Source organism: Mameliella sp. AT18, assembly GCF_028807275.1.
In the GTDB taxonomy this organism is placed as follows: Bacteria; Pseudomonadota; Alphaproteobacteria; order Rhodobacterales; family Rhodobacteraceae; genus Antarctobacter; species Antarctobacter albus.
Genome location: NZ_JARAMO010000250.1, coordinates 1 through 12,264, shown reverse-complemented (window position 1 = coordinate 12,264; position 12,264 = coordinate 1). Strand labels below are relative to the sequence as shown.

General features: G+C 64.0%; 17 protein-coding genes and 1 tRNA gene. 5 read left to right on the top strand and 13 right to left on the bottom strand.

Annotated elements, in window-relative coordinates; genetic code table 11:
- Nucleotides 1-60 precede the first annotated feature (60 nt).
- Both recJ and PVW46_RS21560 read left to right on the top strand, forming a co-directional pair.
- Nucleotides 61-1,815, top strand: coding sequence for a single-stranded-DNA-specific exonuclease RecJ (recJ, locus tag PVW46_RS21565; protein ID WP_069210137.1), 1,755 nt, complete (start codon nt 61-63; stop codon nt 1,813-1,815).
- Between the two features lie 137 nt (nt 1,816-1,952).
- Nucleotides 1,953-2,027: transfer RNA gene (locus PVW46_RS21560), tRNA-Glu, on the top strand.
- A gap of 15 nt (nt 2,028-2,042) precedes the next feature.
- Here PVW46_RS21560 and PVW46_RS21555 read toward each other — a convergent pair.
- The 5 genes from PVW46_RS21555 to PVW46_RS21535 are packed head-to-tail and all read right to left on the bottom strand — an operon-like array spanning nt 2,043 to nt 4,227.
- On the bottom strand, nt 2,043-3,089 hold the full coding sequence (locus PVW46_RS21555) for a tyrosine-type recombinase/integrase (protein ID WP_274577548.1): 1,047 nt from the start codon (nt 3,087-3,089) through the stop codon (nt 2,043-2,045).
- A gap of 29 nt (nt 3,090-3,118) precedes the next feature.
- Nucleotides 3,119-3,298 carry a hypothetical protein gene (locus PVW46_RS21550; protein ID WP_274577546.1) on the bottom strand — a complete coding sequence of 60 codons (180 nt, stop codon included), beginning with the start codon at nt 3,296-3,298 and terminating at the stop codon, nt 3,119-3,121.
- Nucleotides 3,298-3,507, bottom strand: a complete 210-nt coding sequence (locus PVW46_RS21545) for a hypothetical protein (protein WP_274577544.1) — start codon at nt 3,505-3,507, stop codon at nt 3,298-3,300. Before PVW46_RS21545 ends, PVW46_RS21550 begins: the two co-directional genes overlap by 1 nt.
- Before the next feature lie 15 nt (nt 3,508-3,522).
- Nucleotides 3,523-3,978, bottom strand: coding sequence for a hypothetical protein (locus PVW46_RS21540; RefSeq protein ID WP_274577543.1), 456 nt, complete (start codon nt 3,976-3,978; stop codon nt 3,523-3,525).
- Nucleotides 3,979-4,023: 45 nt separating this feature from the next.
- Entirely contained in the window at nt 4,024-4,227 is a 204-nt protein-coding gene (locus PVW46_RS21535; protein WP_274577539.1) for a hypothetical protein, read from the bottom strand.
- Nucleotides 4,228-4,307: 80 nt separating this feature from the next.
- On the opposite strand from PVW46_RS21535, the gene PVW46_RS21530 reads away from it, so the two are divergent.
- On the top strand, nt 4,308-4,547 hold the full coding sequence (locus PVW46_RS21530) for a helix-turn-helix domain-containing protein (RefSeq protein ID WP_274577538.1): 240 nt from the start codon (nt 4,308-4,310) through the stop codon (nt 4,545-4,547).
- Nucleotides 4,540-5,037, top strand: a complete 498-nt coding sequence (locus tag PVW46_RS21525) for a hypothetical protein (RefSeq protein WP_274577536.1) — start codon at nt 4,540-4,542, stop codon at nt 5,035-5,037. Before PVW46_RS21530 ends, PVW46_RS21525 begins: the two co-directional genes overlap by 8 nt.
- A 116-nt stretch (nt 5,038-5,153) precedes the next feature.
- Here the strand turns inward: PVW46_RS21525 and PVW46_RS21520 are convergent, their stop codons facing one another.
- From PVW46_RS21520 to PVW46_RS21485, 8 genes are all read right to left on the bottom strand, one after another.
- The gene (locus PVW46_RS21520; protein ID WP_274577533.1) at nt 5,154-6,218 is read right to left on the bottom strand and encodes a phage portal protein; all 1,065 of its coding nucleotides are present in this window, start codon (nt 6,216-6,218) and stop codon (nt 5,154-5,156) included.
- Nucleotides 6,219-6,220: 2 nt separating this feature from the next.
- Nucleotides 6,221-6,793 (bottom strand): HK97 family phage prohead protease, encoded by a 573-nt coding sequence (locus PVW46_RS21515; protein ID WP_274577532.1) that lies wholly within the window; start codon nt 6,791-6,793, stop codon nt 6,221-6,223.
- A complete protein-coding gene (locus tag PVW46_RS21510; protein ID WP_274577531.1) occupies nt 6,793-8,058 on the bottom strand; it encodes a phage major capsid protein in 1,266 nt (421 codons plus the stop codon). Before PVW46_RS21510 ends, PVW46_RS21515 begins: the two co-directional genes overlap by 1 nt.
- Complete coding sequence (locus tag PVW46_RS21505) at nt 8,043-8,360, bottom strand: HNH endonuclease (protein ID WP_274577530.1); 318 nt, start codon at nt 8,358-8,360, stop codon at nt 8,043-8,045. Before PVW46_RS21505 ends, PVW46_RS21510 begins: the two co-directional genes overlap by 16 nt.
- A gap of 29 nt (nt 8,361-8,389) precedes the next feature.
- Nucleotides 8,390-10,114 carry a terminase large subunit domain-containing protein gene (locus tag PVW46_RS21500; RefSeq protein WP_274577529.1) on the bottom strand — a complete coding sequence of 575 codons (1,725 nt, stop codon included), beginning with the start codon at nt 10,112-10,114 and terminating at the stop codon, nt 8,390-8,392.
- 368 nt (nt 10,115-10,482) lie between these two features.
- A complete protein-coding gene (locus PVW46_RS21495; RefSeq protein ID WP_088671038.1) occupies nt 10,483-10,707 on the bottom strand; it encodes a hypothetical protein in 225 nt (74 codons plus the stop codon).
- Complete coding sequence (locus tag PVW46_RS21490; protein WP_274577550.1) at nt 10,704-11,246, bottom strand: head-tail connector protein; 543 nt, start codon at nt 11,244-11,246, stop codon at nt 10,704-10,706. Before PVW46_RS21490 ends, PVW46_RS21495 begins: the two co-directional genes overlap by 4 nt.
- A gap of 2 nt (nt 11,247-11,248) precedes the next feature.
- Nucleotides 11,249-11,761 (bottom strand): hypothetical protein, encoded by a 513-nt coding sequence (locus PVW46_RS21485; RefSeq protein ID WP_274577527.1) that lies wholly within the window; start codon nt 11,759-11,761, stop codon nt 11,249-11,251.
- Between the two features lie 170 nt (nt 11,762-11,931).
- On the opposite strand from PVW46_RS21485, the gene PVW46_RS21480 reads away from it, so the two are divergent.
- On the top strand, nt 11,932-12,096 hold the full coding sequence (locus PVW46_RS21480; RefSeq protein WP_190285488.1) for a DUF6538 domain-containing protein: 165 nt from the start codon (nt 11,932-11,934) through the stop codon (nt 12,094-12,096).
- Nucleotides 12,097-12,264 lie beyond the last annotated feature (168 nt).

Genomic DNA, 12,264 nt, shown 5'->3' with positions numbered 1-12,264 from the left:
CCCGTCTCCCTGCGGTCGACTCCCCCGGGTATTTTTACCAAGAAGAAGCCGGGAGAGGGTTTGTCTTATCTGGGGGTCGAAAGCAGTCTGACCGGGCGGCGCTGGGTCGGTCCCGGCCCCGAGGAGACCCGGCAGGCCGAGGCGCTGGTGCAGCGCACCGGGTTGAATCACGCGCTTTGCGCCGTGCTGGCCCGCTTGGGCGTCGGCGCCGAGGAGGCCGAGTCCTACCTGGCGCCAAAACTGCGCGAACTACTGCCGGATCCGCGATCGCTCAAGGACATGGAGCGCGCTTCGGAGCGGTTCCTGCAGGCTGTGCGAGATCGCGAACGGATCGCTGTCTTTGCCGATTACGACGTGGACGGTGGCAGCTCTGCGGCACTGCTGCTGGACTGGCTGCGGCAGATGGGCCGGCAGGCGACGCTTTATGTCCCTGACCGGATCGACGAGGGCTATGGCCCCAATGTGCCTGCCATGCAGGCGTTGGCCGCCAAACATGACCTGATCATCTGCGTCGATTGCGGCACGCTTTCGCATGAGCCCATTGCCGCGGCCAAGGGCGCGGCGGATGTCGTGGTACTGGACCACCACCTTGGGGGGGAGATGCTGCCCGATTGCGTGGCCGTGGTGAACCCCAACCGCCAGGACGAGGATGGCGCGCTGGCGCATCTCTGCGCGGCGGCGGTGGTCTTCCTGATGCTGGTCGAGGCCGGGCGCCAGTTGCGCGAGGCCGGGGCCAAGGGGCCCGATCTCATGGCGGCGCTGGACCTGGTGGCGCTGGCCACGGTGGCCGACGTGGCGCCCCTGAAAGGTGTCAACCGGGCCTTCGTGCACCAAGGGCTGAGGGTCATGGCGGGCCGGGCCCGTCCGGGCCTTGTGGCACTGTCGGACGTGGCGCGGCTGGAACGGGCGCCCGCGGCTTATCACCTGGGCTACGTCATGGGGCCGCGCGTGAACGCGGGCGGGCGGATCGGCAAGGCGGATCTCGGGGCGCGGCTGCTGGCCTGTGACAACCCGTCGGAGGCACAGGCGATGGCCGAACGCTTGGACCAGCTCAACACCGAACGGCGCGAGATCGAGGCCAGTGTCCGCGAGGCCGCGCTGGCGCAGGCCGAAGCGCGCGGGCTGGAGGCGCCGCTGGTCTGGGCGGCGGAGGACGGCTGGCATCCCGGCGTCGTCGGCATCGTCGCCTCGCGCCTCAAGGAACAGACCAACAGGCCCTCCATCGTGATCGGTTTCGAAGGGGACGAGGGCAAGGGATCTGGCCGGTCGGTGCCCGGTGTCGATATTGGCGCGGCGATCCAGAAGCTGGCCGCCGAGGGGCTGCTGCTCAAGGGCGGCGGGCACAAGATGGCCGCCGGACTGACGGTGCTGCGCGACCAGCTGGAACCGGCGATGGCACGCCTCTCCGAGCTGTTGGAGCGGCAGGGGGCGGGGCAGGGCGGTGCCGCCGACCTGCGCGTTGACGGTCTGCTGATGCCGGGCGCGGCCAGCGTGGAGCTGGTCGAACAACTGGAACGCGCCGGGCCCTTTGGCGCGGCGGTGCCGGGTCCGCGATTCGTGCTGCCCGACATGCAGATCCGCTACGCGCGCCGGGTCGGGAAGGGACACCTGAAGCTGACGGTCTCTGACGGGTTGGGGGCCTCTCTGGACGCGATTCTCTTCTCGGCCTTCGACGGACCGCTGGGGCCGGCGCTGGAGGACCATAAGGGTGCCCGATTCCACCTTGCGGGCAAGCTGGACGTGAATTTCTGGCAGGGACGGTCGACGGTACAGATGCGCCTCGACGACGCTGCGCCGGCCTCTGTTCAGGGCTGAAAAGGGGGGCTTTTCGACTTTGTTTCGGGGCCGCGAAAATTTCTGAATTTTGTGCTTGCAAGCACCGCGCGCTTTTCATAGAACCCGGCTCACGCCGCAGCGATGGTCACACAGACAGCGCCGCAGCAGACCAGAGTGGCCCGTTCGTCTATCGGTTAGGACGCCAGGTTTTCAACCTGGAAAGAGGGGTTCGATTCCCCTACGGGCTGCCACTTCATCTTTCAACATTATGACTTTGCTCCGTTTTTCGGTTTGGCTTGTCCAACCTTAGGCGCAGGTTGGACATTGCCGAGGCGCGACAGAGCGCTGTCGGCAAGACGCCCGCGGTTGGCTTTCTTGGTGTAAGTGACACCTTCGGCGTTCGTCTTGTGCGCGAGGTAGGCCATCACTTCGTCAGGCGTACCGCCCCAGTTCACAATGCGAGTCGCCTGACCTTTGCGGATGCCGTGAAGGGTGCAGTGCGCGAGACCGGCCGCGCGACACTGATCTTTGAACCAGTTGCCGAGCGTCTCGGGCTTGTAGGCGCGACCTTCGCCGTGGTGCACAAGCAACATCACGTCGCGCGGACAGTACACCAGTTCTTCGGCCAACTCGGGCAGAATCGTGTATTCACCAGCAACGCCTGTCTTGCCGCGGCGATAGGCGATTTTCCCGCCCTTGACGTTGCCCCAAGTCAGACGGGCAATATCGGCTCGCGAAGCTCCTGTGTTCAGCGCCAACAGAAACACCAAGCGGGCTTTGGTGCCGGCGCCATGATGCTCGAGGAAACGGGCCATTTCGCCTTCGGTCCAGGTATGAAAACCGTCCTCGCTTTCTTCCATGCGGTCAGCGGCGCGGGCTGGGTTTCCGGTCACGCCTTCAACCTCCTGTTTCAGGGCGTAGTTGAACAAAAGGGACAGGTTCTTGCGGACTTTGTTCGCGGCCGCCGGGCCATCCTTCTTCGCCATCAGCGCTTCAATGTGGCGCACTCGGAAGCTTGCCACTGGCAGATCGCCGGCGATGCCCCGCAGCCAATCGAGCTCACGGCGCAAGACACGGCGGGTGGTTTCGGATTTGTTCTTGTGCTTGGGCGAGCGCAGATAGTGCTCGATCAGCCAGGAGAGCGTGCCGTGCCCTGCATTGGAGTAGCTGGCCGGGGTTCGCGCCTCGTTTGTCGCTGCCTCGTAGGACGCGCGGAACTCTGCGGACCCGTATGCGCCCTGAATGTAGCAGGAGAACCCCTTGCGGCGAAAACGCCAGCGGACCTTGCCGTGGCGATCAGTGACGCGCGTCACGCCGGGATAAGGGTTCTTGGGTCGGGGCATCAATCAATCAGCCTGTCGCAGGGGTTCGCATCGTCATGGTTTGTCGCGCCGGCGGGGGTAATGGTCACCGTGCCGGTCGGAGAAATGCTTATCTTGCCGATGGGGAGGCCGGCTTTGACCACGGCGGCCACATAGCGCCTCAGGTCGTCCTGCTTGATCATTGCCTTGCGTGCGGCCATTACGCCCACCCCTTCTCATAGCGGGCCATGTCGCCAAGACGCCAGTAGCGCATCCCATTCATGATCATGATGGGCATGGGGAAAGTGCCCTTCTTGATTTCTTTATTGATGGCGCGTTTGGTGATGCCCAAGGTCGCCTTCACCTTGCGTTCGCTGACTGCAAACTCATCGAACGCTTCAAGGAGGTCGTTTTTGTCCAGCTCGGTCACGTTTGGGGTCCTTCCCTAGATTTCAGCAAAGAGGGTTTCGACACGCTGGAAGATGCCGCCAATGTCGATGATCGCAATGGAGCCGCGCGGGCTGTTCTCGATGAGCTTGGTGAGCGCGGAGCTGTTGAGCTCCTGCATCGGAACACCGTTGAGGTGGTCATGGGGGGCGAAGGCATAAAACCGCTTTCCGCCGCTGATGCTGAACCTCTGTTCGTCCATCAGCACGTTGACAAAGAGCGCCGCATCCGAGGCCTTCACGCCGGATGCGACGAAGGCCCCGATCAGGGCCAACTCGGTGACGTTCAACCGGGTAAAGCGGCGCGAGCGGCCGCTGTTGGTTTTCTGGTATTTCGTATGCAGCTGGACCGTGGGCCGGGCCAGCCAGTTTTCCACATCCGCCTTCTTGAGGCCGAAAAGGTCGATAAATTCGTGCATGAGCATCGCAATTGCCGCCAGTGATTGTTTTTGCATTCAAATACTTTTTATGATGCTGGCGGACATTTGTCAAAGGGGACACTAAGCGAGGGGTGCGGATTGATCCGCAGCGTCAGCACTGAGGTCAGCGATCACCCCCAGCAGCTCTGCCACCGCCTTGTCGATGTGCGGGGTCGTCAGGTTGGTGTTGAGGGCCGCCTGGCCGGTTATGGCGAGCTGGTGGATTTGCTCGAGGCGATCCCAGGTCAAAGTGGTGCTGTTCGCGCAGGCGCGGTCTTCAGTCATTGTCATGGTCTCCTGAATATTGTATCAACAGTTTATGTTGATATGGGACTTCCCCATTTCCGTCAACAGGAAATGTTGATATGACACCTGCACAATGTCGCGCTGCTCGCGCAATGATAAGTTGGACACAACCCAAGCTGGCAGAAGCTGCCGGATTCGGCCTCTCCACGGTTGTCGACTTTGAGAAAGAACGAAGGGAGATATCAGTTGTTGCGATGATGGCACTTCAACATGCGCTTGAAGCTGCCGGTGTCGAGTTTATTGCCGAGAATGGCGGTGGTCCGGGTGTTCGTCTGAAAAAGCGTTCTAACGATGGTTAACTCACCCAAACAAGTCGACGGAAAGTTAATGCCATTGTGGCCGCTGTTCCGATTGCTATCGAGTAGGTCATTCGGGTATTTCTTTTCCGTTCAAGCCATAATTATCGGTGCTTGGCTTGAGACAGTTTTTGGCGAAAATTGGCTGTCTCGGGTCGGCGTTTTCCTCCTGATCTTCGCCCTGGTGCAATTGTGGATGTTACTGCGCTACGGCGAAGAAGCCGAACGTATGGCGTCACAAATTGAAAACATGACTAAGCATTGGTCGCCTGGGAAGAGTGCAATAGAGCTAGAAGATATTCAACGGAAGCCGCCTATCATTGTTGGCGGGGACACCGAAGAAGGTATCAAAAACACTTACAAAAATTTGCGCTATATCTGGCCCAAAAGGGTCCAAGAGGTCAAGAAGCACCAAAAAAACTTGGCCAGAGCGCAAATTGAAGTTGCCGGGTTGGGAACGCTTCTTGCCGGTTTTGGTGACATGCTGATGTGATACGCGCCGCGCCCGCATGAAACGAACGGGCCGCGCGCTGTCGGGGTTGTTCCGGCACTCACCGACTGATCCGGGATGCTTTGGGCCGTTCCTCATGGCCCAGGGCGATCCGTGCCCTATTCCTTCCAGTCCACCATGCGCATGGCGCCAGCGACGGCATCGGCCGGAATGCCGGCCTCCTGGGCCTCGGCAATCGCCTTGATGATGCCCTGCACCGCCCTTGCGCGGCCGCCAGCGTCGAAGGCTTGCAGCGGGCGGATGGTGTCGATCTCCACCGGGGCACCGAGCTTGGCGCTTGCTTCATCGGCCAGCAGCGCTGCGATGGGCTGCAAGGTCCAGATCGCCAGTTGCCTTTGCGCCTCACGCACCACGGGGCCCGTGGCCGAGCGATTCAGCATCGCCGGCAGGACGCCATAGGCGGCAAGGATGCCCTCACGGGCAGCGGCCAGCGTTTCGGCCGTCATGCTCTTACTCAGGTCAGGGGAGAGCTGATCCGGCTTTTGCCCAATCGTCGGGTGCTGGCCGGCGGCGGTTGCCTGGGCCACGCCTTCCATGGCCAGTGTGGAGCCTCTGCGGCCGCGGAAGGCGCCGCGCATGGTCGCCATGTCTTCGGCGCCGGTGTCGGGAAGGTGGACGATGATGCTGCCCACAGGCGCATTCTCGAAGGTTTGCGAGAGCGCGCTTTCCACCGCGTGCAGCAGCCCCCCGGTGAGGGTCGAGCGGCGCAGCGGTGCGGTGCCGATCCAGGGCGTGACGTGATCCGCGCCGGTCCGCAGGTGCAGAACCTCGGCCGCAAGGGCGGTGACGGTGCGCGCGCCGCCGGCATCCGGGATCGAAAGACGGTAGGCGCGCGGTTTCCCGTCGCGCGTGGTCACGTCCCAATCGGTTGCAGGGACAAGGCCGAGGTCGCTGATCAGGAAAACAGCCTCGCCGGTCAGGGCGACGGAACGGGCGATCATCGCCATTGTCTGACGGGGCAGCATGTCCGTGCCGCTCACATCCGCCATCGCAAGGCCGCCTTCCCAAAGGCTGATGCAGCTCTGCACGGTGGCCGTCAGCTCGGCCACGCCGCTGCGGCCGCTGATATAGCTTTCGCGGGCGGCGATCACCTGGGCGGTGTAGCCCGAGCCGCTCGCCCTTGCCTCGATCGGGCGCAGCTTGTCCATGATCCATCCGAGCATTCTTACCTCCACCGGAGCGCGGCCGGGCGCCGGCCCGAGCGTTGCGCCCCTTCGTCATAGGGTTGCCAGTTGCGCGCTTCGATCTGCGCCTGGGGATAGGCCGGTTTCGTGACCGCACTGATCTCGATCAGATCGGCGGCCCGGATCGTGCGGAGAATTGCGTTGCCGCGTTCCTCGACGGTCTCGCCCCCTGGGCGCACCCGGAACCCCGGAGAGAGGCCGCGCACCAGGCCAGCGGCATGAGCCGACAGGAAGTCCCTGACATAGGAGACCTGGCCCATGTCGGCGCCGATCCTGGCCTCGACGGTCAGGGCCTCATCGGTCTCGGTCAGGGTCAAGGTGCCGGCCGAACGCGAGGCCAGCGGTTTGTTGAAGTCGTGGCCGGAGAGGAAATGCACATCCTCGCCGCGTTCGATCCGGTCAGCGAAGGCGCGCGCGGCGACCATCTCACGACGCTCGCGGCCCAGGCCCTCGCCCAGGACGGTTTCCCGGCCATATGGAAAGGTTGCCCGAAGGCGGGTTTCCCCGCCCTCGGTGCGCAGCTCGAGGCCGCCGCTATGTGCGCCCCAGAGCATTACGCGGCTTCCAGCTCGAGCCCGGTCAGCAGCTCAAGCTGCGCCGGCCGTGCCACGGTCACGTCCATCGTCGCCAGCGCGGTGATGCGCAGGCCGCCCGACTGCGCATCGCTGTAGGGATCGCGGATCATGTCCACCGCGCCCCAAGCGCCCAGGAAGATCGGGGCGACGCCACCGGCAGCGGTGGTCAGCAGGGCCGAGGTGGCCGAGGGCGAGCCCGAGGGTGCGGCCAGAGCGTTGTTCGTCATGGCGATGTTGCCCGAAGGAAGGTTTTTCACCAGGCGATCCCATTCCGACACAGCCGTGCCGCTGATCAGGGCACCATCCAGGTAGTTCCAGAGCTCGGGGCGGATCAGCGCGCGCACCGCATCGGGCGAGCCGGCGGCGTTGGCGGTCATGAAGCGGGTGACCGCTGCGCGGAACGCGCCCCAGCTTGCGAGGGCGCCCACCGCCGTGGAGGTGATGCCGTAAGTGCCTGCGCCGGTGATCACGCCGAGGGGCTGGCCGTTGGCGCCGGTGCCCAGGAAGGCCGCTTGATCCATCGCCGCACCCATTGCCCCGCTCATGTCGCGGCGCACCGCCTGTTCCAGGGCGGCACCGGACTGTTTGAGCACCTTGCGGGTGATGCGCATCTGGACGCCCAGGTTGTGATCCGGCGACATGGGGCGGTCGGTGGTGGTGTAGGCGGTCGGGCCGGCCACGTTGGCGCTCTCGCCATCCGCCCAGCCGGCGGTCACGGCCGAGGTGGTCACCGGCCATTCCACGGCACCCGCGTCAATGCTGATCATCTGGGCGCCCATGCGCGAGGCCATGCTATCGGGAAACAGGCGGTCGATGATCGGCCGCGTGCTCACCGGGTCAGGCGTGCCGTTGGCAACGGTGTTCCGCACCTCGAGCGCCTGCCAGGGCACCGGGATGCCGCGGAAGCCGCCCGCGTTGCGCAGCTCGGTCACGATCTCGGCCGTCTGGCCGGCGAGCTGGCGGCCCTCATCCAGGGCCAGGGCAACCTGGCGCATCTCGAAGCCGGCCATGAGGTCGGCCCATTCCTGCGCCGAACGGGTTTCCAGCTCGTTGCCCGCGTCCCGGCGCTCGGTGTCTTCCGCGATCAGGGCCGCGCGATAACGGGTCTCGTTGGAACGGTATTCCCGATCCAGCTCATCCATGTTGCGCACTTCATCTTCAGTGGGGCTGTCCTTCGCGGCCAGCTCGGCCAGCGACTGACGGATTTCCGACTGACGCCGGGCGATCTTCACACTTTCGAGCATTCTTCATCCTTTCTGCTCTCGGGTTTCTTGTCGGAGCGCTCGAGCGCCTCGACGGCTTGCCGCCAGTCTTGGCGGTCTTCTCGGGGCGGGGGATGCCCGCACTCGATCCGGGTTTTTCGCGTGTGGCAGGACGGGCAAAGCGCCTGCAAATTCTCGGGGTCATAGGACAGTTCGGGGTGCGTCCTGACCGGCTTGATGTGATCCACCTCGAGGCGCCCCCGGCCGCCACAACAGCGGCAGCGATAGCGGTCACGCTCGAGGATATCGGCGCGCAGCACCTTCCAGCGTTTGGTGCGCGTCACCTTCTGGCTGTAGCGGTGGTGTTGTTTTCTCAGACCCAAAGCATCCTCGCTTTCTTCTGCGGCTGCGCGGCGATCCGCGCGCCCTGGGCCACGGCCAGCACCGAGGCGGCGGCCGCGTCGATCCGGCCCGTTGAGCGGGCCTTCGCAATTTTGATGTTGTTCGCGGGGTCGCGCAGGCACACGGTGTCCGCAAAGGCCGAGCGCAACAGCAGGGATGGCCTGGCCTTTACCAACCCGTCGAAGGCGGCCCGTCGGAACCGTTCGGCGTCTTCGCCCCCATCGCGGAAGCCCTGGCCGCGCCAGACCAGCGGAGCGCAGATGCCTGCGCGTGCGATTGCTTCGCCCAGCTCGGCCTGCTTGTAGCGGTCCATTGTGATGGCGGTGACCTGCTCACCTTCGACGTGGCGCATCACCTCAATCAGCCAGGGCGCGACGGGCACGGTCTTGTCGCCCAGCGTGGTGAGCTCGCCGCGCTCCTCCATTTCGACATAACGGCCGGCAACGCCATCGGCTTGCCCGCGGTCCAGGAGTGTCGGCGCGCTGGGGAAGGTGCCCAGGGCCTCGAGGCGGCCCGTCTGCGGCCAGTAGAAGGCGGCGGCTGTCATCGAGGCGGAACCGCCCAGGTCGATCCCGATCACGCAGCCGCCCTCGCGCGGGGGCAGCTCAGAAACCTCGCAGGCCAGCCATTCGTCCAGCGTCACCAGGAGGTCGCGGGTCTCACCGGACACCCGTTCGTTGCGGTTGTAGAGGCGGAAGGTGGAGAGGCTCGAGCCGCCGCGGGAGATGGCGCGCTTTGCCTGGGCCTCAAGCCATTCAACCGAGCCGCCGATGCCATGAGGCGCGCCGGGGTTGGCGATCAGCAGGCTTTCCCGGTCATCCGCCGGCAGACCAGGAGCCGGGCGGTGCTCCTGCACGAAGGTGCCCGGTGCCGGATCGTCAATCCAACGAGAGAAAGGGTGCGTGTCGTCGCTGGCGGAGGTGCTGATCAGGAAGGCGCGGCCGCCGCGCTTGCCCAGGCCGGAGAGGAGCGCGTGCTCGAGCTCATCGCCGCGATCCAGCGCCCAGTGTCCGCGCTCATCCAGGATCACGATGGTCGGCGCGCCGCCAAGGGCGGATTTGCCATCGGCAGCGATCACCCGCAGGATGTGCCCGCCGCCGTCGCCTTCGTATTCGATCTCGAGGCGGGGAGAGCGGCGGAAGATCAGGTGACGTTGGATTTCGAGGGGAAGCGACTGGCAGAAGCCGGCCACGAAGTCCCAAATGATCCGGCCTTGGTCGCGTGTGCGAGCGGCTGCGATGATCTCGCGGCGGGGTTGGCGATCCCAAATGCCCAGGAGACCGCCGAGGCCGAGGCCGGCGGTGATAGCGGATTTGCCGTTCCCGCGGCCGATGCTCAGGACGGCGGCGGCGGTGTCAGCGGCGAGGGCGCCTTCGATGAATTGGCGTTGGAAGGGGGCCAGCGAGACGGGCTTGCCGGCATTCGGGCCTTCGGGGATCGCGAGGCCATGCATGAAGTGCATAGCTCTTTCGGACGCGGGCAGATTTTCGAGCTCATTTCCCCGCGCGAAAATTGCGAACTCTGTCTCTCGGTTTCCCGTATGCGCGAAAGTTGCGGCATTGGGACCATCTCGGAACAGGTCAGCCTGGCGGGCGCTGGACTGCTCGACGGCTGGCGCGGTGACGGGTGCGGGATCGAGCTTCGAGCCGTCCGCCTTGCGCCATTGCCTTGTCTTTTTCTTCGCCGTCTCAGTCATTTGGTTTCGTGCCTCTAACTCAATTACTTCCTGTGTCCCGACTTGCTCTTTGGTGAGGTTCGGAGCGAAGGGCATAGGACGACTGCCCACAGCGCGCGGCTGCGGCAGTCCCTATGCCCTCTGCGTGAAGACGTGCTCTCCGGAGCCGGTCCATCGCTTTGGGCCCAACTGGTCATGCGCTCCTGCCAGTCGGTCGGTTGCTGCTTGCGACGCTTGAACGCTGCGCCGGGGATCGGGCCTCAACCTCTCGGACTGCCCTTTGCCTGTGATCCCGCCCGTGGTAGGCTTTCCGATGTGGAGCCACCGTTGCTAACCCGTTCCACCACATCGGCCCTGCGTCTGGGGTGGCGCGCAGGGTCGCCGCTTTCTCACCTCTCGATCACCTCCATGTCGCCCGGCGCCCTGCCCAGCTCGGACAGCAGCCGCCGCATGACCTGTTCTTGCTTGGCGGTGGGGCGCCACGAGGCACGCTTGCCGTGCTTGGCGATGGATCGAACAAAGCCCTGTAGCCATTCGTCACTGCCCGCCATCACGGCGCGCATGACCAGGGGCCAGCGATGCGTCAGGATTTCGTCAAGCTCGAGGTCGGTCATACCTGTACCCCGCGATACCTGGCCGCGATCCGCGCCATGTGCGGCGACGTGGTGAGGCACTTGGCGTCCATAGGGGAGCGCCCATCATAGTGCAGCGCAGATTGATCCATGATCGCCTGGGCAAGATCTCGGGGAATGGCTGTCGCGGCGTCCCCAAATCCAGCCGGGTATTCAATCGTGATCATGTCCGGCGACAGGTCGAAGAAGGTGCGGCCCAGGCGGACCATCGCCCGCGTTCCGCCGACTAGGATGAAGTCGGTGAAGGCTTCACCGTCCATCATGATCGTCAAAGTTGATCCATCCGCGACCGGCCCAATAGGCAAGCGGAGGTCGGGGCTGTTGCCGGGGTCGAAGATGACCACTCGCACGTTCTGCGTCAGCAGGGCAATTTGGGCGAGTTGCTCGACCTCTTGCGCCGCCGTCCACCCCATGTTTTCGACCGCTGCGTCTTCGTCTGTCTCATACAGGCGCATGTGCTCTTTGAGCGCCTCGAGATCGAAAGGGGCAGCGTTGCTGACCGGAGTTCGGGAAACAAGCATCTTCACGCCGCAATCTCCACTTCGCTGATGTGTCGGAAGAACGCCGCTTGATCCTTGGGGGACAGGGCCGCATAGGCAGCGGCAGCATAGGCTTTCAGTTCCGAGCGGCTGGCGAAAGCCGCCCAGGACCGGGCCTCATTCATCTGACCTAGAAAGGCCGGAACAGGCGCGCCTGCCGCGCGGATCGCGGCGCGGGCTGTCAGCTCGGCGTGATCAGGGTTCAGGGATCGCAGGGAAGCAAAGGCCAGCGCAGCACGTTCTTCGGTCGAAAGGCGGGCGGCGGCCACGTCGCTGAAACCGGACCAGGCGTCAGAGGTGCCGAGAGTGAGCGTGTAGCCCAACATCTTCGACATGCGCTTGTGCGCCTGGGGCATGAAGCGAGAGAGGGGAGAGCGGTTTTTCCGGTTGGGCAAACCGATATTTTCCGCTTTGTTTTCAATACCGCGATTGCGCTGGGTTGGGCTGGCTACCGCATTGATATTGTGAGAGTCTCGCACAACCCTACGGGCTGCCACTTCTCCCAAAATGAAAATAGCGCAAGTCCTTGGAGAAAAGGTGGTTTCGCCGGAAGCGTGTCGGCCTTGGCGCCTAGCGGTGCTGATTTTGCACTACGTTTTGCACCACTGGCAGGCGGCATAGCGCGCCATGTCTTTTCGTGGCATCTCCTTCTAAAAGGAGCCCAAGCATGCCCTGCTATCTCCGGGGGGCGACCTATCATCTCAAGCGGCGCGTCCCGACTCGCTATGCGAAAGTCGAACGACGCACTTTCATCAAGATGTCTCTCAAGACGGACAGCCTCGGTGTCGCGCGGCACAAGGCCGAAGAGGTATGGGATCAACTGCTGGCCTAGTGGGAGGCCCTGCTCAAGGGCGATATGAACCTGGCCAAGGTTCGTTACGAAGCGGCACAGGTTCTCGCCAAGGCCCGAAAGCTGAACCGCCCCGGGTTTACCTTAGATTTTCTGGTTCAATGACTAGGCAGCTTTTTCGGGAGCGTTCAAGCTTTCGTAGAATGCCTC

Coding starts and splice junctions, on each gene's coding strand:
- PVW46_RS21520 (WP_274577533.1), bottom strand. CDS start 6,218: ATGCTCGGATGGATCATGGACAAGCTGCGCCCGATCGAGGCAAGGGCG.
- PVW46_RS21540 (WP_274577543.1), bottom strand. CDS start 3,978: ATGCAAAAACAATCACTGGCGGCAATTGCGATGCTCATGCACGAATTT.
- PVW46_RS21525 (WP_274577536.1), top strand. CDS start 4,540: ATGGTTAACTCACCCAAACAAGTCGACGGAAAGTTAATGCCATTGTGG.
- PVW46_RS21495 (WP_088671038.1), bottom strand. CDS start 10,707: ATGACCGACCTCGAGCTTGACGAAATCCTGACGCATCGCTGGCCCCTG.
- PVW46_RS21530 (WP_274577538.1), top strand. CDS start 4,308: ATGACACCTGCACAATGTCGCGCTGCTCGCGCAATGATAAGTTGGACA.
- PVW46_RS21490 (WP_274577550.1), bottom strand. CDS start 11,246: ATGCTTGTTTCCCGAACTCCGGTCAGCAACGCTGCCCCTTTCGATCTC.
- PVW46_RS21480 (WP_190285488.1), top strand. CDS start 11,932: ATGCCCTGCTATCTCCGGGGGGCGACCTATCATCTCAAGCGGCGCGTC.
- PVW46_RS21500 (WP_274577529.1), bottom strand. CDS start 10,114: ATGACTGAGACGGCGAAGAAAAAGACAAGGCAATGGCGCAAGGCGGAC.
- PVW46_RS21535 (WP_274577539.1), bottom strand. CDS start 4,227: ATGACTGAAGACCGCGCCTGCGCGAACAGCACCACTTTGACCTGGGAT.
- PVW46_RS21510 (WP_274577531.1), bottom strand. CDS start 8,058: ATGCTCGAAAGTGTGAAGATCGCCCGGCGTCAGTCGGAAATCCGTCAG.
- PVW46_RS21550 (WP_274577546.1), bottom strand. CDS start 3,298: ATGGCCGCACGCAAGGCAATGATCAAGCAGGACGACCTGAGGCGCTAT.
- PVW46_RS21515 (WP_274577532.1), bottom strand. CDS start 6,793: ATGCTCTGGGGCGCACATAGCGGCGGCCTCGAGCTGCGCACCGAGGGC.